At 66.6% G+C, this 16040-nt stretch carries 16 protein-coding genes; 2 read left to right on the forward strand and 14 right to left on the reverse strand.

Translation table 11 applies throughout. The features are described from left to right. Positions 1-16: 16 nt before the first annotated feature. The 4 genes from GST15_RS10285 to gcvPB form a co-directional block, all read right to left on the reverse strand. Positions 17-679 carry a LemA family protein gene (locus tag GST15_RS10285; RefSeq protein ID WP_159017211.1) on the reverse strand — a complete coding sequence of 221 codons (663 nt, stop codon included), beginning with the start codon at positions 677-679 and terminating at the stop codon, positions 17-19. 75 nt (positions 680-754) lie between these two features. Beyond that, entirely contained in the window at positions 755-1492 is a 738-nt protein-coding gene (locus GST15_RS10290; protein ID WP_159017212.1) for a TerC family protein, read from the reverse strand. A 10-nt stretch (positions 1493-1502) separates the two neighbouring features. Continuing rightward, entirely contained in the window at positions 1503-1883 is a 381-nt protein-coding gene (locus tag GST15_RS10295) for a diacylglycerol kinase (protein ID WP_159017213.1), read from the reverse strand. A gap of 1 nt (position 1884) precedes the next feature. Then, on the reverse strand, positions 1885-3342 hold the full coding sequence (gene gcvPB / locus GST15_RS10300; RefSeq protein WP_159017214.1) for an aminomethyl-transferring glycine dehydrogenase subunit GcvPB: 1458 nt from the start codon (positions 3340-3342) through the stop codon (positions 1885-1887). 171 nt (positions 3343-3513) lie between these two features. On the opposite strand from gcvPB, the gene GST15_RS10305 reads away from it, so the two are divergent. Then, positions 3514-5055 carry a peptide MFS transporter gene (locus GST15_RS10305; protein ID WP_267902554.1) on the forward strand — a complete coding sequence of 514 codons (1542 nt, stop codon included), beginning with the start codon at positions 3514-3516 and terminating at the stop codon, positions 5053-5055. A gap of 58 nt (positions 5056-5113) precedes the next feature. Here the strand turns inward: GST15_RS10305 and GST15_RS10310 are convergent, their stop codons facing one another. The 6 genes from GST15_RS10310 to GST15_RS10335 form a co-directional block, all read right to left on the reverse strand. Beyond that, the gene (locus tag GST15_RS10310; protein ID WP_159017216.1) at positions 5114-6079 is read right to left on the reverse strand and encodes an isoaspartyl peptidase/L-asparaginase family protein; all 966 of its coding nucleotides are present in this window, start codon (positions 6077-6079) and stop codon (positions 5114-5116) included. 59 nt (positions 6080-6138) lie between these two features. Beyond that, the gene (locus GST15_RS10315; protein ID WP_159017217.1) at positions 6139-7374 is read right to left on the reverse strand and encodes an ABC transporter permease; all 1236 of its coding nucleotides are present in this window, start codon (positions 7372-7374) and stop codon (positions 6139-6141) included. Further along, positions 7371-8078, reverse strand: a complete 708-nt coding sequence (locus GST15_RS10320; protein ID WP_199268756.1) for an ABC transporter ATP-binding protein — start codon at positions 8076-8078, stop codon at positions 7371-7373. Before GST15_RS10320 ends, GST15_RS10315 begins: the two co-directional genes overlap by 4 nt. Continuing rightward, positions 8075-9556 carry an efflux RND transporter periplasmic adaptor subunit gene (locus GST15_RS10325; RefSeq protein ID WP_233263152.1) on the reverse strand — a complete coding sequence of 494 codons (1482 nt, stop codon included), beginning with the start codon at positions 9554-9556 and terminating at the stop codon, positions 8075-8077. The genes GST15_RS10320 and GST15_RS10325 overlap by 4 nt, the downstream gene beginning before the upstream one ends. A 124-nt stretch (positions 9557-9680) precedes the next feature. Continuing rightward, entirely contained in the window at positions 9681-10949 is a 1269-nt protein-coding gene (locus GST15_RS10330; protein ID WP_159017513.1) for a sensor histidine kinase, read from the reverse strand. Positions 10950-10966: 17 nt separating this feature from the next. Then, complete coding sequence (locus GST15_RS10335) at positions 10967-11680, reverse strand: response regulator transcription factor (protein ID WP_159017219.1); 714 nt, start codon at positions 11678-11680, stop codon at positions 10967-10969. Positions 11681-12030: 350 nt separating this feature from the next. On the opposite strand from GST15_RS10335, the gene GST15_RS10340 reads away from it, so the two are divergent. Then, the gene (locus GST15_RS10340; RefSeq protein ID WP_159017220.1) at positions 12031-13308 is read left to right on the forward strand and encodes an arsenic transporter; all 1278 of its coding nucleotides are present in this window, start codon (positions 12031-12033) and stop codon (positions 13306-13308) included. Positions 13309-13508: 200 nt separating this feature from the next. On the opposite strand, the gene GST15_RS10345 is transcribed toward GST15_RS10340, so the two are convergent. The 4 genes from GST15_RS10345 to nudE are packed head-to-tail and all read right to left on the reverse strand — an operon-like array spanning position 13509 to position 15925. After that, on the reverse strand, positions 13509-13814 hold the full coding sequence (locus tag GST15_RS10345; protein WP_159017221.1) for an Mpo1-like protein: 306 nt from the start codon (positions 13812-13814) through the stop codon (positions 13509-13511). Next, complete coding sequence (gene mazG, locus GST15_RS10350) at positions 13811-14656, reverse strand: nucleoside triphosphate pyrophosphohydrolase (RefSeq protein ID WP_159017222.1); 846 nt, start codon at positions 14654-14656, stop codon at positions 13811-13813. Before mazG ends, GST15_RS10345 begins: the two co-directional genes overlap by 4 nt. Beyond that, entirely contained in the window at positions 14647-15447 is an 801-nt protein-coding gene (gene cysQ, locus GST15_RS10355; protein ID WP_159017223.1) for a 3'(2'),5'-bisphosphate nucleotidase CysQ, read from the reverse strand. The genes mazG and cysQ overlap by 10 nt, the downstream gene beginning before the upstream one ends. Beyond that, positions 15434-15925, reverse strand: a complete 492-nt coding sequence (nudE, locus tag GST15_RS10360; RefSeq protein ID WP_233263175.1) for an ADP compounds hydrolase NudE — start codon at positions 15923-15925, stop codon at positions 15434-15436. Before nudE ends, cysQ begins: the two co-directional genes overlap by 14 nt. Positions 15926-16040 lie beyond the last annotated feature (115 nt).

Here is a 16040-nt window from a genome sequence, read left to right on the forward strand (position 1 = left end):
GATGGCGGGCGATCGGTCATCCCTGCGCCGGCGCGGGAGCCTGTGGCTGTGGCTTCGGTGCAGGCTGCGCCGGTGCGGCCTGTGGCTGCGGCTTGCTGAAGTCCACGGCAGGCGGCGCCTGGATCTGCCGCTCGTTCTCGACGGTGAAGTTGGGCTTGGTCTCGTAGCCGAACATCTTTGCAACGAGGTTCTGCGGGAACGAGCGGATGTAGGTGTTGTAGTCCTGCACCAGCTGGATGTAGCGTCCGCGCGCGACGGTGATGCGGTTCTCGGTGCCTTCGAGTTGCGCCTGCAGGTCGCGGAAGGACTGGTCGGATTTCAGGTTGGGATAGTTTTCCGTCACCACCAGCAAACGCGACAACGCGCTGGACAGCTCACCCTGCGCCTGCTGGAACTGCGCCAGCGACGCCGCATCATTCGCGTTGACGTTGATCTGGCTGACCTTGGCGCGCGCCTCGGTCACGCCGATCAGGACCTGCTGCTCCTGGGCGGCGTAACCCTTGACCGTGTTGACCAGGTTGGGAATCAGGTCGGCGCGGCGCTTGTACTGGTTGATGACCTCGGACCAGCCGGCCTTGACCGCTTCGTCCTTTTGCTGGATCTGGTTATAGCCGCAACCACTGAGCATGCAGGCCAGGACGAGCAGCAGGAGCAGGCGCACGGGAGACAGGATTCGCATGGCAATACTCCAGGTGAAGAAGACACGACAGGCTGGCGGCATTGCAGCATCCCCGATCCGTGCGTGCAAATGCCGTCAATCCTCCACTGATCTCAGCCGCTGGCGGCGCTTGGCCCACAGGTTGAGCGACTCGACGACCGCCGAGAAGGCCATTGCGACGTAGACGTAGCCACGCCCGATGTGCACGGAGAAGCCGTCGGCGATCAGCACCACGCCGACGAGCACGATGAAGGTGAGGGCCAGCATCTTGATCGTGGGGTTGCGATCGATGAACTCGCCCAGCGCATTGGCGGCGAACAGCATCAGCACCACCGACACGAGGATCGCGGCGACCATGACCGGGATCTGCGACACCATGCCTACCGCCGTGATCACCGAGTCCAGCGAGAACACGATGTCGATGATGGCGATCTGCAGGATCACGGACATCACCGCCTGGGCCGGTTTGGAATGGACGTCCATGGCGTCCTCCTCACCGACGATGAGGTCACGGATCTCCATCGTGCCCTTCACGACCAGGAAGACGCCACCCAGGATCAGCACGAGGTCGCGGATGGAAATACCCAGCCCGAACAGCGTGAAGAGGTTGGTCTGCATGCGGGCCAGGTAGGCCAGCGAGACCAGCAGGCCGATGCGGCTGACGCACGCCAGCGCGATGCCGAAACGGCGGGCGCGACTGCGCTGCGCCGGTGGCAATTTGCTCACTGCGATGGAGATGAAGACCAGGTTGTCCACGCCCAGCACGATTTCCAGCGTGCTCAACGTGACCAGTGCGATCCAGATCTGCGGATCGGTCACCCATGCCAGGCTCATCGGGCCACCATCACAGGTAGCGCGGCCCGAGGATGAGGGCCCACGTCATGACGACGTTGATCATCAGCACGAACACCGCCGCCGAGCCCATGTCTTTTGCGCGCCCCGCCAGTTCGTGATGCTCGGCGCCGTAGCGCTCGATCACCGCTTCCACCGCGGAGTTCAGCAGTTCCGCGCTCAACACCAGCAATCCACTGCCGACCAGCAGTGCGCGTTCGACACCGGTCTGCCCCAGCCACAAGCCCAGTGGCCCGAGCACGGCCAACAGGTAGACCTCCAGCCGGAACGAGGATTCGTACAGCCAGCAAAAACGCAGGCCCTGCAGCGACCACTTGGTCGCCAGCAGCATCCGCCGCGGACCGCGCGGCAAGTGGCCTTGGCCGTCCGCCATCCTAGGCGGCCGGCCGGAACGCGACGTCGAGTTCCTTGACGGCCTTGACATCGTCCAAGCGCCGGACGGGCATCGTGTACGGCGCACCCTTCATCTTCTCGGGCGATTCGCGCGATTCGGCCAGCAGCTGCGTCATGACGGCGATGAATTCGTCGAGCGTCTCCTTGCTCTCGGTCTCGGTCGGTTCGATCAGCAGGCATTCGGGAACCAGCAACGGAAAATAGTTGGTGGGCGCGTGGATGTTGTGGTCGAGCAGCGCCTTGCTGAAGTCCAGCGCGGTGATGCCGGTGGCTTTTTTCTGCGGCTGCACGGTGACGATGAACTCGTGCGATGCGCGGCGCTCCGGATAGGCCAGCGTGAAGCCGGCCCTGCTCAACTGCGCGGCAAGGTAATTGGCGTTGAGCGTGGCGAATTCGGCGACGCGGGTCATGCCTTCGCGACCCAGCATGCGCGCGTAGACATAGGCGCGGATCAGGACGCCGGCATTGCCCGCGAAGGCGGACAGCCGACCGATCGACTGCGGGCAGTCCTTCTTGCGCAGCCAGCGATAGGTTCCCTTGTCGTCCCGGGCAACCATCGGGATCGGCAGGAAGGGTCGCAGCCGCTCGCTGACGCCAACGGCTCCGGCGCCAGGACCACCGCCGCCATGTGGCGTGGAGAAGGTCTTGTGCAGGTTCATGTGGATGGCATCGAAACCCATGTCGCCGGGGCGCACCTTGCCGAGGATCGCATTGAGGTTGGCGCCGTCGTAATAGAGCAGCCCGCCAGCGGCGTGCACCAGTTGCGCGATCTCGACGATGCGTCGCTCGAACACGCCGATCGTCGACGGGTTGGTCAGCATGATGCCGGCCGTCTTCGGACCGAGCACCGACTTCAGCGCCTCGACATCCACATCGCCATTGCCCAGCGTCGGGATCTCGCGCACCACGCAGCCGCACATGACGGCCGTCGCGGGGTTGGTGCCGTGCGCGGCGTCGGGAACGATGATCTCGTTGCGCCCCAGGTCACCACGGGACTTGTGGTACGCCATGATCATCGCCACGCCGGCGAACTCGCCCTGCGCGCCAGCCATCGGCGCCAGCGAGACGCCACCCTTCATCCCGGTGACCTCGGCGAGGATCTGCTGCAGGTCGAACATGCACGACAGGAATCCCTGCGACAGCACGTCCGGCGCATACGGATGGCGGTTGGCGAACCCGTCCATCAACGCCACCGACTGGCAGGCCCGCGGGTTGTATTTCATCGTGCACGAGCCCAACGGATAGAAGTTGGTGTCGATCGAGAAATTCTTGCGGCTCAGGTTGGTGAAGTGGCGCACGACCTGCAGCTCGGACACCTCCGGCAGCCCGACCGGCGTGGTCCGCAACAGCGCCGCGGGAATGTCCGCCGGCGCCGGATGCGCCGCCGGATGCTGGGCGCTGGCGCTTCGGCCGGGCCGTGACTGCTCGAAAATCAACATGGGTCGGAAGGGTCCGTTGGCCGCAGGCCGTGACTAATGAGGGGAATTTTGCCACAAGGCCCCGGCAGGCGGAGGGGCAGGCACACACCCGTACCGTGACTTTTGGCAGGGTGGCATTCCCCGTTCACGTGCTATCGATGCGCGATCGCCTCGAGCGCCCGGGAAATGCCATTGAACACCAGTGCCGGTTCCATCCGCAGCAGCGCGCCCGCGCCACGCCCCAGCCAGACCAAGTCGTTCAGCACGATCTTCCTGATCGAGATGTGGGAGCGCTTCGGCTATTACGGCATGGCGGCGCTGCTGGTGCTGTTCATGGTGCAGAAGCTGGGCTATGACGACGACCGCGCCAACCTGACATGGGGCGCCTTCACCGCGCTGGTCTATGCCGCGCCGGCCATCGGCGGCTGGATCGGGGACAAGGTGCTCGGCGCGCGCCGCAGCATGACGATCGGCGCCTGCATCCTGGGCCTGGGCTACCTGCTGTTGTCGATCCCATCGGACAACGTCCCGTTGCTGTACGGCGCGCTCGGCGTGATCGTGGTCGGCAACGGCCTGTTCAAGTCCAATGCCGCCAATCTCGTGCGCCGCATCTACGAGGGCGACGACGCCAAGATCGACAGCGCGTTCACCCTGTACTACATGGCGGTGAACATCGGCTCGACGTTCTCGATGCTGCTGACGCCGTGGATCGCGGCGAAATGGGGCTGGCACGCTGCGTTCGCCGTGTGCTGCGCGGGCATGGTGCTGGGCCTGCTCAACTACCTGCTGATGCGGCGCACGCTCGACCACGTGGGCTCGGTGCCGGACGACGCTCCGGTGAACTGGGGCAAGCTCGCCGCGGTGCTGCTGGTGGGCGTTGCGCTGGTGTTCGCGGTGTCGTTCGTGCTGCAGCATCGTGAAATCGCCCGCGCCCTGGTCTGGGTCGCCGGTGCCGTCATCCTCGGGATCTTCGGGTACCTCATTGCCAAGAGCGGCCCCGGCGAACGTTCCGGCCTGCTGGTGGCGTTGATCCTGATCGTCGAGACGATCCTGTTCTTCATCTTCTACCAGCAGATGTCGACCTCGCTGACCTTGTTCGCGCTGCGCAACGTGGACCCGAGCCAGACGTTCTTCGGCGTGCACCTGTTCAACTGGATCCCGGCGCAGTACCAGGCGCTCAATCCGATCTGGATCTTTGCGCTCAGCCCGATCCTTGCCTGGGGCTATACGCGCATGGCGACGCGTGGTCGCGACCTGCCGATCGCCGCGAAATTCGCGATTGGTTTCATCGTCGTCGCGATCGGGTTCTTCATCTTCGGCATCAGCGGGGGCACGGCCGTCGCCGGCAAGGTGTCCTCGTGGTACATGGTCTGGGGCTATGGCTTCTATTCGCTCGGCGAGCTTCTGGTCAGCGGACTGGGCCTGGCGATGATGGCGCGCTACGTCCCGGCGCGGATGGGTGGGTTCATGATGGGCGCGTACTTCGTCGCCACCGGCATCGCGCAGTTCCTCGGCGGGCTGGTCGCCAACTACGCCAGCATCCCCGACAACATCACCGATCCGCTGCAGTCGCTGCCGATCTACACCAGCCTGTTCAACAAGCTCGGGTTCGTCGCCGCCGGTGGCGCCGTGCTCGCCATCGCGCTGCTGCCGATGCTCAAGAAGCTGTCGCAGAGCCACCGCGACAACAACCAGGCGATCGACCCGCACCTGGTCATCGCCGAGGAGCGCTGATCGATCGGAGCGACAGGAAAAGCCGGCCTATTGGCCGGCTTTTTTTTGGCCCGCGCCGCTAGCTGTCGCCCTTGAACACGGCAACGCCGCGCGAGCCATCCGGCCGGATCCAGCCGCGATACATGCCCGGCGTGTTGAATGGCATCGCGATGTTGCCGTCGCGATCCAGCGCGATCGCGCCACCATCGCCGCCAGCCGCCGGGATGACCCGGTCGATCACCTCCGAGGCCGCGGCGGCCAGCGTATCGCCGCGATACGCGATGCGCGCGGCGATATCGTGCGCGACGGCATGGCGGATGTAGAACTCGCCCCAGCCCGTCCCCGACACCCCGCAGCGGTCGTCCGCCCATGTGCCCGCACCGATGATCGGCGAGTCGCCGATGCGGCCGTGGCGCTTGTTGGTCATGCCACCGGTGGACGTGCCGGCGGCGATGCGACCCGAGGCATCGAGCGCAACCGCGCCGACCGTGCCGAAGTAGCCGCCCGCCATCGCCGGCAGCGCACCCGCGCTTTCCGCCGCCTGCGCAGCTTCCAGCTGCCTGCGCCTCACGTCGGTGTCGAACCAGCTGTTGGGCACGCGCTCGAGGTCGCCACGGGTATCGGCGAATTGTTCGGCACCATCGCCCGCCAGCATGACGTGCGCCGAATGCTCCATCACCGCGCGCGCCAGCCGGATCGGATGACGGACGGTGGTCACGCCAGCCACGGCGCCCGCGCGCCGGCGGTGGCCGTCCATGATCGCCGCATCGAGTTCGTGTCCGCCGCGCGCGGTGAACGCCGCGCCCTTGCCAGCGTTGAAGCGTGGCGAATCCTCGAGCACGAGGATGGCAGCCTGCACGGCATCGATGGCGTGGCCGCCGATCGACAGGACCGCGTTGCCGGCGTCGAGCGCGCGATTCAATTCGTAGCGGATGTCGCGCTCGTCCTGCGCGGACAGCAAGGCTCGCTCGACGACGCCCGCCCCGCCATGGATGACCAGCGCGGTGAGCGGCGTATCGCGCGTTTGTGCCGGGGACAAGCTCATGGCGCGCGCTCCGGCGTCGGCAGGTGGATGCACATGCGGGGCAGGATAACGCCCCGCCGCTATTGCTGGCGCAAGGCTTCGATGGGATCCAGCAGCGATGCCTTGCGCGCCGGGTAGTAGCCGAAGAACAGGCCGGTGGCGATGGAAAAACCCGCCGCCAGCCCCACGACCCTGCCGTTGAGCGCCACCGGCAGCGACCCGAACCTGCCTACCAGCAGCGCACCGACCACGCCCAGCAGGATGCCGATGACACCGCCGATCAGCGAGATCAACATCGCCTCGGCCAGGAACTGCTTGCGGATGTCCCCGGGGCCCGCGCCCACCGCCATGCGCAGGCCGATCTCGCGGATCCGCTCGGTGACCGACACCAGCATGATGTTCATGATGCCGATGCCGCCAACGACCAGCGAAATGCCGGCGACCGCGCCGAGCAGCAGTGACATCAATCGCGTCGTCTGCGTCCGCGTGGCCACGATCTGCGCGATGTTGCGGACGCTGAAGTCATCGTCGTCGCCGGGCTGGATCCGATGGCGCTGCCGTAGCAGGGCTTCGACTTCGCCCTGCGCATAGGACAGGTCCTCGGCGCGGCCGACGCCCAGCGAGATCTGCTGGACGGCGCCTGGTGGCAAGGCGGTCGCACCGGACAGGCGTCGTCGCGCGGTTTCCAGCGGCACCACCACCAGGTCGTCCTGGTCCTGCCCGAAACCGCCCTGGCCTTTTGGCTTCAGCGTCGCGACAACGGTGAATGGAACCCGACCCAGGCGGACCGATTGCCCGACCGGATCCTGGTCGCCGAACAACTGCTGGCGGACGGTGTTGCCCAGGATCACCGACTTTGCCGCACCGCTGTAGTCGCGCGACTCGAATGGCTGCCCGCTGGCGATCACCCAATCGTTGATGTCGAACCAGTCCGGCTGCACGCCCTGCCATTGCGTGGACCAGTTGCTTTCGCCATAGACCACCTGGATGCCGCCGCGCATCGATCCCGCGACGTATTCGACTTCCGGGATCTCCTTGCGGATCGCGTCGGCGTCGGCCTCCGACAGCGTGTAGCGACTACCCGCCGCGAGGCGCACCGCACCACCGCCGAAGCCGCCGCCACCGCTGATGTCCAGTCGATTGGAGCCCAGGCCGGACACCAGCTTGTCGATTTCCGCCTGCGTGCCCTGGCCCACCGAGACCATCACGATCACGGCCGCGATGCCGATGATCACGCCCAGCGACGTGAGCGCGCTTCGCATCCAGTTTCCACGCAATGCGAATGCCGCGGTCCGCAGGATCTCCATGAAGTTCATGCGTGCACCGCCTGCTCGTTCAGGGCGCCATCGCGCATCTCGAACCTGCGGTCGGCGTGCGCGGCGACATCGGCCTCGTGGGTGATCAGGATCACGGTGAGCCCGGCATCGCGCAATCGCTCGAACAGCGCGAGGATTTCCATCCCGGTCCTGCTGTCCAGCGCGCCCGTTGGCTCGTCGGCGAGCAGGATCGCGGGATTGTTGATCAGCGCGCGGGCGATGGCGACGCGCTGCTGCTGGCCACCGGACATCTCGCTGGGCCGGTGCGCGGCGCGCTCACCGAGGTTGACGGCCTCCAGCGCGGCGCGCGCCCGCTGCATCCGCTCCGGGTGCGGCACGTTGGCGTAGCCCAGCGGCATGGCGACGTTCTCAAGCGCACTCATGCGCGGCAGCAGGTTGAATCCCTGGAAGACGAATCCGATCTTCTGCAGGCGCAGCTCGGCGCGCTGCTCGGCATCGAGCGTGGCCACGTCGACGCCGTCGCACAGATAGCTGCCGGACGACGGCGTGTCCAGGCAGCCGATCATGTTCATCAGCGTCGACTTGCCCGAGCCCGACGGCCCCATGATCGCGACGAATTCACCGCGCCCGATGCGCAGGTCGACATCGCGCAACGCGACGACCTCCGCGGCACTGCCAGGGGCATACACCTTGCACAGCTTGCGGGTTTCGATCACCGCAACCGCCTCGCCCGGGACGTTCACGGCGCCGTCGTCGCGCGCTCGCTGCCGACGATCACCTTGTCGCCGGCATGGATGTCGCCCGCAACCTCGGTGTTGGTGCCATCCGACGATCCGATGCGAACCATGACCTGCTTCGGCTTGCCGTCGGCGAGGAGATACAGCGGGGCGCGGCGCGCACCGGCCAATGCCGCGACATCGCGATCCCACTGCTGTTGCTGCTGCGTGCCCAACGTTGCCCGGAAGCCGGCGAACTGCTGGTTCATTCGTTCCAGCATCCGTTGCCGCATCGCGCCCTGGTTGGCCGTGTTCGCGCCGCCATTGCGCTGCGGCTGCCCTGTGCGCCCACCGAACAGGCTGCTGCCGGAAGTCGAACTGGCGGCGGCCGACGCACTGCGACGTTGCGCCGCGCGGGCCTGCATCGCGGCGATGGCGGTATCGAAAACCGCGCGCTGGCTTGCGTTCAACTGCAGCCGCTGCGCAATCGCGGGCAGCTCGCTGGTGGGATCGGGACCGCGCGCGGATGCCGTCGTCGCCGTGGGACTGGCGGCTTCCTCGTCGGGCTTGTAGCGCAGCGCACTGTTGGGCACGCGCAAGACGTCGGCGCGACGGCTGACTTCGATCTCTGCGTTGGCCGTCATCCCGGGCAGCAACGTGCGGTCGCTGTTGTCGACCGCGACGACCACCGGATAGGAGATGACATTGCTGGTATTGGTCGCCGACAGGCGCACCTGCTGCACGCTGCCGCGATATTGCTTGTCGGGAAACGCATCGACGCTGAAGGCAACCGCCTGGCCCGGCTTGACCTGGCCGATATCCGCCTCATCGATGGCGAGGACGATTTCCATCTTCGACAGGTCCTCGGCGATCTGGAACAGCACCGGCGCCTGCAGGCTGGCGGCAACGGTCTGGCCCGGCTCGATGGTGCGCGTCAGGACCACGCCGTCGACCGGGGAACGGATCACCGCGCGCTGCAGGTTGAGCCGTGCGGTCTGGGTCGACGCCTGCTGCTGGATGATCTGCGCCTGCGCCGCACGCACCTGCGCGCTGGCCTGGTCGCGGGCCGCACGGGCAAGGTCGGCGTCGCTGCGGGCGACCAGCTGCTGCTGCGCCAGCCGCGACTTGCGCGAGAAGTCGGCGTCCGCGTTGCGCAGCGTCGCCTGCGCGCTGCCCAGGTTGGCGCGTGCGCTGGCGACAGCCGCCGCGCCTTGCGCGATCTGCGCCTGGTAGGTGCTGGGATCGATGCGCGCGAGGACGTCGCCCTTGCGGACGTGGTCGTTGAAGTCCGCCAGCACCTCGGTCACCTGGCCGGAGATCTGGCTGCCGACATCGACCGTCGAGATCGCACCGAGGGTGCCGGTGGCGGAAATGGCGACGCGGATATCGCCGCGATCCACCGCCGCCGTGCGGTAGCCCGCCGAAGCGGACGAGGCCTGGTGCCGCGACCACCACAGCCACCCGCCCAGCACCAGCACGATGATGGCCGCCAGGGTGGCCGCCATGCGGGCAAGGCGTCGATGATCTGGATGCGGCGTCGTACTCATGTCGTCCCGATCGGTTGTCTGTCAGTCAACGCCGTCGGATCGAGGAAGGTTGACCCGTCCGTCCGGCAGCGATGGTTGCCGTTCAGCTGGAGAAACGGATCGTCGCGGTCGTGCCTTGGCCCGGAGCGCTCTCCAGGTGCACGGGCCAGCTGAAGCGTTCGCCAAGCTGGCGCACGATCGCCAGGCCCATGCCGCGGCCGGCCGGATTGGCCTGGTCGCCGCGAAAGAACGGCTCGAAGGCGCGCTTCAGGGTTTCGCCGCCCATGCCGATGCCGGTGTCGCGAACCACGATGCGATCACCAAGGATGACCACCTCGATGCGCCCGCGCTCGGTAAAGGTGCAGGCGTTGGCCAACAGGTTGCCCAGCATCACCCCGAGCACGCGAGGCGATGCATGCAGCTCCGGCGACGCGCGCTCCTGCACCGACAGCTCGATCGGCTTGCCCGCCAGAAGCGGGCGAACCTTCTCGACTTCTTCGTCGACGACATCGCGCACCGCGAAATCCTCGCGCTGGGGTTCGACCTCGCTCTCGCGGGCCAGCAGCAGGAATGCGTCGATGACGGCTTCCATGTCGCGCGCCGCACGCTGGATCCGCGCAAGCGACCGGTGCGCGCGCTCGGGAAGGTCCGGGTCGCTCTGCATCAGGTCACTGGCGACCCGCACCACCGTCAGTGGCGTGCGCAGTTCATGGCTGGCATCGCGGGTGAAGTCGCGTTCGCGGTGCATGTACGAACGCGTGCGATCACCCATGCGCTGCAGCGCGCCGGCGAGCTGCCGGGTTTCGACGCCGGCATCGCCCGGCAGCTTGTCCGGCGCCAGCACGCTGGTGTCGGGATCGCGCGGATCCCATCGCCGCACCTCGTTGGCCAGCCAGTGCAGCGGTGCGGTGAGGCGGCGCGCGCGGCGATAGGTCAGCCAGGAACTGCCAAGCAGCAGCAGGACCGCCAGCAACACCGGCGCCATGACCAGCCGTACCGCGATGCGATCGATCTTGGACCGCGGATAGCTCAGGTACAGGCGCACGTCGTCGCGCTGCTCGACCAGCACCAGCAAGTCGGGCAGGTCGTGCAGGCCGGGCTTGAGCACCCGCAACGAGGGCGGCAAGGCTTCGGGCGAGGCGCCGACCGGTAGTACATAGCCGTGCAGGATCGCGCTGTCCGGGGCGCTGTGCGCCGGATTGGCAGCGCGCTGCTCCCAGAAATACGCTGCCTCCTCGCGCAGTGCCGTGGCGGCCACGTCCTGCTCGGCGGTGTACATGGCAATGGCCGCCCCCGCAAGCAGGATCAGCGCCGCGATCACGCCCTGGATCAGCAGGGCGTTTCGCAGTTTTTCGGGCAGGCCGCCGTACATGGTGCGCGGCGCTGTTCTCACACCGGTGGCTGTTCGATGTCCGCGATCCGGTAGCCGGCACTCTGGACGGTGTGCAGCAGGGGCTTTTCGTAGGGCTTGTCGATCGTCTTGCGCAGGTTGTACAGGTGGCTGCGCAGGGTGTCCGAATCCGGCAGGCCATTGCCCCAGATCTCCCGCTCGATCTCCTGGCGGCTGACGACGCGCGGCGATTCGCGCATCAGGATCGTCAGCAGCTTCAGGCCGATCGGCGACAGCTGCAGCTCCACACCGCCGCGCGTGGCGCGCAGGCTGGCCGGATCCAGCACGAGATCGGCGACCTTCAGCACCTCGGAGCCGACCTGGCGGCGTTCGCGCCGGATCAGCGCACGCAGGCGGGCTTCGAGCTCCTGGATGGCGAAGGGCTTGGTGAGGTAATCGTCGGCGCCGGCGGACAGACCAGTCAGTTTTTCATCCAGCGTGTCGCGCGCGGTCAGCATCAGCACCGGCGTCGACTTGCGCGCTTCCTCGCGCAACCGCTTGCAGACTTCCACGCCGTCCAGGCGCGGCAGCATCAGGTCGAGCACGACCACGTCGTAGCTGTTTTCCGCGGCAAGGCGGTATCCGTCGAGGCCGTCCGAGGCATAGTCCACCTCGAACCCGCGTCCCTCCAGGTATTCACCCACCATTTCCGAAATGTTGCGGTTGTCCTCGACAATCAGGACGAGGCCGGCCGGTTCTTGTGATGCGCGCATTGCAGTCCCCTCTCAGTCTTCAGCTTTGTGAAAGGCTGCCCGTGTGAAGGTGCATGGGCCGTGAAGACGCCTCGTTCAGCTTGGTTCTTCCGCCGCAGCCCTCGCCAAGGGTCTGACGCATGGCGATATCTCGACGCAATTGGCACCTGGCCAGCGATCCGCCAAACTGGATTCTTGACCGCCCACCACTCCCGCCCGCTCTTCTCCGACCCTGCCCCACCGAAAGCACCCGGTCGCGACCTCCACCGCTTGGGCGCGGATCACTCAGGGCGAGCCGGACGCCGCCCTTGTGACCCCCTCCGAACGCAGGCCTGGCCAACAACGTCGCCGACAAGGCCGGGGCTCGCGAAATGACTCCGGTCAGCCTTACCCAGGCCGCAACGTGGTCGATCGGTGCGCTGGCGATAGCAGGCGTGATCGTGAGGCCCTGGCGTGTGCCGGAAGCGGCCTGGGCGATCGCCGGCGCCTTGGCGCTGGTCGTATCGGGCTTGTTGACCTGGCGAGACGCTGCGTTCGCGGTCGGCGAAGGCACCGATGTTTACCTGTTCCTGACCGGCATGATGCTGCTGTCCGAACTGGCCCGCCGCGAGGGACTTTTCGATTTCCTCGCCGCGCTCGCTGCGCGGCGCGCCAACGGTTCGCCCCAGCGTCTGTTTTTGCTGGCGTATGCCATTGGCACGCTGGTCACCGTCTTCATGTCGAACGATGCCACCGCCGTGGTGCTGACGCCAGCCGTCTACGCGGCTGCCAAAAAGGCCGGCGCGAATCCCCTGCCGTATCTGTTTGTGTGCGCATTCATCGCAAACGCCGCGAGCTTCGTGCTGCCGATATCCAATCCGGCGAACCTGGTGATCTTCCGCACCCACATGCCTCCGTTGCTGCAATGGATCGGACTGTTTGCATTGCCATCGTTCTTCGCGATTGCCGCAACCTATGCCATGCATCGCTTCCTGCAACGCGGTGCCTTGCGCGGATCGATCGTTTCGGACATCGACATCCCGAGGCTGTCGCGCGCCGGAGCGACGAGCGGCTACGGCATCCTCGGGGCTGCGGTGGTCTTGCTGGTGGCGTCCTTTTTCGACGTGCCGTTGGGGCTACCGACCCTGCTGGTGACCAGCCTGGTGGCAGTCATCGTGCTCGTCGGCAAGCGTGAGGCGCCGTGGGGCATGCTCAAAGGCGTTTCCTGGGGCGTATTGCTCCTGGTGGCCGCATTGTTCGTGCTCGTGCAGGGTCTTGCCCAGACCGGTGTCGTGCATGCACTGAGCGTCCTGCTGCAGGCGGCGGCGCAGCGGTCGGTCGTCGGGACGGCCCTGGGCGCCGGTGGCGCCGTCGCAATCGCATGCAACCTGTTCAACAACCTGCCAATGGGATTGATTTCCGGATCGGCCATTGATGCGGCAGCAACTGTTCCCGTCGATGTCCTCATCCAGAGCGCCATCACGGTTGCCGTCGATCTGGGTCCCAACCTGTCGGTCACCGGATCGCTCGCGACGATCCTGTGGCTGACCGCCATCCGCCGTGAAGGAGTCGATGTGTCGGCGTGGCAATTCCTGCGGCTGGGGATCGTCGTGATGCCGGTGGCGTTGCTGCTCGCGCTGGCGGCGTTGCTCATCAGGCCAGCGATTTGACCAGGGCAGATGCGCTCGTGACCATCAGTCAGCGGAACTGAAGCTCGAAATCCGTTCCCGGGCCTTACCGCGATTACAAGGGAATGCAGGAAGTGATCACCCTGCTGGTGTTCGCGGGTTGTCGGTCTGCTACCTGGACAAGCACTGCGCTGGAACCGATGCCGCCGCCGCATCGACTTTGGCATTGTTCGCAGTACCGGCTAGAACGGAATCCTGCCGATGAGGACGTCCTTGAACATCACCCAGTCGGCCATGAACGAATACACCGGGTGGCGGAATGTCGCCGGCCGGTTCTTCTCGAAGAACACATGCCCGGTCCACGCAAATCCGTAGCCGCAAACCAATGCCGCGAGCAGCCAGCGCGCATCGCCCTGCAGGCCGGCAACGGTCGCGAGGACAACGACGCCCGCCGTGCCGATGACGTGCAGGCGGCGGCAGGTGCGATTGGCATGCTCGGCCAGGTAGAAGCGGTAGAAATCCGCGAAGTCGTGGAAACGCCGGCTCATTGCCGGCCCGCCTTTTCATCGGCCTTGACCCGGTTCCAGTAGGCGTCCTGCGCATCCAGGCCGAGTTCGGCCAATGCGATGCCTTCGGCGGCGGCCAGCGTTTCCATCGCGCGGAAACGGCGCTCGAACTTGCGGTTCGCGCGCCGCAGCGCGGAGCCCGGATCGACCTTCGCATGGCGGGCGAGATTGGCGCAGACGAACAACAGGTCGCCGATCTCGTCTTCCAGGCGATCGCGTGCGTCGGCATCGTCCGGCGCCAGCGCGGTCGCCGAAAACTCCGTCCGCACTTCGTCGATCTCTTCGTGCAACTTGGCGATCACCGGTTCCGGACCCGGCCAGTCGAAGCCGACACGCGCGGCGCGCTGCTGCAACTTCAATGCGCGCTGCCATTCCGGCAGCCCGCGCGCGATCCCGGCAAGCGCGGACGCATCCGGATCGCCGGCGGCCGTGCGTTCGGCCCGCTTGTGGCGGTCCCATGCCTGCGTCTGCGCCTCGGCATTGCCGACCGTCGCATCGGCGAATACATGCGGATGCCGGCGCGTCATCTTGTCGGAGATGGCCTCCACGACGTCGTCGAATGCGAATGCGCCAAGCTCCTGCGCCATGCGTGCGTGGAAAACGACCTGCAACAGCAGGTCGCCCAACTCGTCGCGCAGGTCGGACATGTCATTGCGATCGATGGCGTCGGCGACCTCATAGGCCTCCTCGATGGTGTAGGGAGCGATGGTCGCGAAGGTCTGCGCGACGTCCCATGGACATCCGGACTGCGGATCGCGCAGGCGAGCCATGATCTCCAGCAGCCGGTCGATGCGGCCGCCGGAATCCAGCGCATTCACAGCCATGACCGCCAGGGCAGGTCCGGATCGCCCAACGCGAGGAAATCGCCGTTGAGCACCGTGTCGCGCTGGTTGTAGCGCAGCGGTCGACCCTGCGGGTCGATGACGCATCCACCGGCCGCCTCGAGCACGCACTGCCCTGCCGCGGTATCCCACTCGCTGGTGGGGCCGAATCGCGGATACACGTCCATGCCGCCTTCGGCAAGTTCGCAGAACTTCAATGACGAGCCGCGCGACACTGGCTCCGTGGGGCCCATGCGCTGCATCAATGCGACCGTGCGCGGGTCCAGGTGCGAACGACTGACCGCGACGCGCAATGGCGCTGTCGCGGGCCGGCGGCAATGCAGCGCGGATTCGCTGTCGCCATCGCGGCGGAATGCGCCGACGTCGCGATGCGCGTGCCAGACCGTGCCCGTGACGGGCGACTGCACCACCGACAGGATCGGGACGCCATTGTCGATCAGGGCGATGTTGACGGTGAATTCGTCGTTGCGCTTGATGAACTCCCGGGTGCCATCCAGCGGATCGACCAGCCACAGCCGCGTCCACTGCCGGCGCACCAGCGCGGGCACGTCCTCGGCGGACTCCTCCGACAGCACCGGAATATCCGGCGTCAGGCGCTCGAGGCCTTCGACGATGCAATGGTGCGCGGCCATGTCTGCGGCGGTCAGCGGCGAGCGATCGTCCTTGTGGCTGACGTCGATGGCGCCGGCATAGATGTCCATGATGCGGGCGCCGGCGTCGTGCGCCAGCGCAATGATGTGTTCCCGAAGCTCCCGCAGCTCACTTGTCGGCATGGCGCAACCATTCCCTTGTGATGAAGAGTGCCGCGATGGAGCGGCCTTCCGAGCAGTCCTCGCGCTGGACCAGCGTGTGCAGGTCCGCCAGCTTCCACGGCACGACTTCCAGCTCCTCGGGTTCGTCGCCGGGCAGTCGCTGGGGATAGAGGTCGCGGGCCACGACCAGGTGCGTCTGGTGGCTCATGTACGCCGGCGCGAGGCTGATCGATCGCAGTTCCTCCAGCATCCGTGCGCCGTACCCGGCTTCTTCCTGCAGTTCGCGGTCGGCCGCCTGCAGTGGGGTTTCGCCAGCGTCGATGTGTCCCTTCACCAGCCCCAGCTCGTAGCGATGCATCCCGGCGGCGTATTCACGGACCAGCAACACGGTGTCGTCGTCCAGCAACGGCACCACGATGACCGCGCCATGTCCGCGGCTGTGCAGGCGCTCGTAGCGTCGACGCTCGCCATTGCCGAATTCCAGGTCGAGCCGCTCCATGCGGTAGGGGCCGGCGTCGTGCTCGGTGATGCCATGGATGGTCGGCAGCCGCTGCGTCACGGCCGTACCTCCGGCGCGAAGGCAAGCGTCGATGGCCCGGCCGCGAATGCGACGA

The organism is Cognatiluteimonas profundi (assembly GCF_009792795.1).
GTDB classification, from domain to species: Bacteria; Pseudomonadota; Gammaproteobacteria; order Xanthomonadales; family Xanthomonadaceae; genus Cognatiluteimonas; species Cognatiluteimonas profundi.

What these genes read in the sequence shown, in the direction of transcription:
- GST15_RS10285 (WP_159017211.1), bottom strand. Translation starts at nt 679, where the DNA reads ATGCGAATCCTGTCTCCCGTGCGCCTGCTCCTGCTGCTCGTCCTGGCC.
- GST15_RS10290 (WP_159017212.1), bottom strand. Translation starts at nt 1,492, where the DNA reads ATGAGCCTGGCATGGGTGACCGATCCGCAGATCTGGATCGCACTGGTC.
- GST15_RS10295 (WP_159017213.1), bottom strand. Translation starts at nt 1,883, where the DNA reads ATGGCGGACGGCCAAGGCCACTTGCCGCGCGGTCCGCGGCGGATGCTG.
- gcvPB (WP_159017214.1), bottom strand. Translation starts at nt 3,342, where the DNA reads ATGTTGATTTTCGAGCAGTCACGGCCCGGCCGAAGCGCCAGCGCCCAG.
- GST15_RS10310 (WP_159017216.1), bottom strand. Translation starts at nt 6,079, where the DNA reads ATGAGCTTGTCCCCGGCACAAACGCGCGATACGCCGCTCACCGCGCTG.
- GST15_RS10315 (WP_159017217.1), bottom strand. Translation starts at nt 7,374, where the DNA reads ATGAACTTCATGGAGATCCTGCGGACCGCGGCATTCGCATTGCGTGGA.
- GST15_RS10325 (WP_233263152.1), bottom strand. Translation starts at nt 9,556, where the DNA reads ATGGCGGCCACCCTGGCGGCCATCATCGTGCTGGTGCTGGGCGGGTGG.
- GST15_RS10330 (WP_159017513.1), bottom strand. Translation starts at nt 10,949, where the DNA reads ATGTACGGCGGCCTGCCCGAAAAACTGCGAAACGCCCTGCTGATCCAG.
- GST15_RS10335 (WP_159017219.1), bottom strand. Translation starts at nt 11,680, where the DNA reads ATGCGCGCATCACAAGAACCGGCCGGCCTCGTCCTGATTGTCGAGGAC.
- GST15_RS10340 (WP_159017220.1), top strand. Translation starts at nt 12,031, where the DNA reads ATGACTCCGGTCAGCCTTACCCAGGCCGCAACGTGGTCGATCGGTGCG.
- GST15_RS10345 (WP_159017221.1), bottom strand. Translation starts at nt 13,814, where the DNA reads ATGAGCCGGCGTTTCCACGACTTCGCGGATTTCTACCGCTTCTACCTG.
- mazG (WP_159017222.1), bottom strand. Translation starts at nt 14,656, where the DNA reads ATGGCTGTGAATGCGCTGGATTCCGGCGGCCGCATCGACCGGCTGCTG.
- cysQ (WP_159017223.1), bottom strand. Translation starts at nt 15,447, where the DNA reads ATGCCGACAAGTGAGCTGCGGGAGCTTCGGGAACACATCATTGCGCTG.
- nudE (WP_233263175.1), bottom strand. Translation starts at nt 15,925, where the DNA reads ATGGAGCGGCTCGACCTGGAATTCGGCAATGGCGAGCGTCGACGCTAC.